This is a genomic window from Paenibacillus sp. P4_E11 (assembly GCF_056401635.1).
In genome coordinates, this window is the sequence record NZ_JBFUIX010000496.1 from 1 (window position 1) to 1,301 (window position 1,301).

Annotated in this window: 2 protein-coding genes and 1 pseudogene; 1 reads left to right on the forward strand and 2 read right to left on the reverse strand. The window is 50.2% G+C overall.

From position 1 onward, the window contains the following. A pseudogene (locus AC1DWB_RS35440) lies at positions 1-248 on the forward strand (multidrug ABC transporter ATP-binding protein); the annotation flags it as partial. A gap of 12 nt (positions 249-260) precedes the next feature. Here AC1DWB_RS35440 and AC1DWB_RS35445 read toward each other — a convergent pair. Both AC1DWB_RS35445 and AC1DWB_RS35450 read right to left on the reverse strand, forming a co-directional pair. After that, the gene (locus tag AC1DWB_RS35445) at positions 261-635 is read right to left on the reverse strand and encodes a VOC family protein (RefSeq protein WP_477545755.1); all 375 of its coding nucleotides are present in this window, start codon (positions 633-635) and stop codon (positions 261-263) included. Between the two features lie 33 nt (positions 636-668). Continuing rightward, a partial coding sequence (locus AC1DWB_RS35450; protein ID WP_477545756.1) for an AraC family transcriptional regulator occupies positions 669-1,301 on the reverse strand: 633 nt, incomplete at its 5' end.

Here is a 1,301-nt window from a genome sequence, read left to right on the forward strand (position 1 = left end):
ACGAGCCTACTTCCGCCTTGGATGTCGAGACCGAGTCCTTGTTCCAAAGCGACCTCAAGCAATGGGCTAGCCATTGTACCACGATTATCATCGCGCATAGACTATCTACTATACGCGATGTCGATTACGTGTTCTTCCTGGAAGACGGGGAGATTCGAGAACAGGGAACACCTAGGGAGCTGCTTAGCTCGAACGGACGGTTCATGGAATATTGGGCCAAGCAGGAGATGAAGGAATTCGCAGTTTGACATCCATCAGCTTTAGATCCTACTAGAAGCGAAAGCAATGATGTATCCGTCGAGATCGCGAATCGCGAACTCCCTCATCGAATATTCAACGGGATCTTGGGGCGCGTATTCAATGATCGCACCGTTCTCGACAAACTCCTGATAGAGCGCGTCCGCATCGTCCACCCAGACGTACATATCCCAGGACCAGCCATCAATATGGTGGTTCGGTGTGATCGGTGCTTTCCCATTCTCTACTTGGTGGATGGTGAACATAAGCGCATCGCGCTCCAGGAAGCCCGTGAACGAATTGTACACAAAGCCTAGCTTGCCGTAATACTCCAACGCTTTCTCACGATCACTGGACATGAAGATGGGGCGATATTGTTTCATCTTGGCTTTCAACATATGGGTTGTTCCCTTCTTCGTTCGAATGGTTGGTTAATCGATGGAGCGAATCGGCAAGCAGAAGTCAACAATCGACTTGCCATTCGGATCTGTTGTAGGATTGTTGTACGTAATCATCATCGTCGGACGATTGTCGAACACGTAGCCGCTCTTGGGCAGCCAACCGGTCAAGCATGCCACCATGAGCTCGCGCACAATTAGTTCCGGCTCCTCCAGCCGGATGACAGCGTGCAAGCCTCCTGCCAATGTACGAACGTTAGCCTCAGGCGGGTACTCGGCATCGGGCTTCAGAGTCAGACAGGCATCGTAATACGAGTGGTCCGACGGAGTGAGATACCAGGGATACATCGGAATGCCGATCAGAACTGTATCGCTTCTCCATAGCTCTCGTCTAGTCGCCAAGCGATTCAATTGGCTGAAATGCCCGGCTATTCGTTCCGTAGAACGGGTTCCATTGAAATCGCGAATATAAGCGGCTTGCACCGGTTGAATATCTCGTACTGCCATCCGCATCGAATATTCATAGGAAATCGTACTACCTGATTTGTACTCCCGTTTGGAAAAATATTTGTCGTAACGACGGATATCGATTGGATCATTGTGACAGGGGCAGAGTCGGTTCAGTTCTGCAAATGTCGTAGGGTTATGCCCGTAATGCGATTTGAA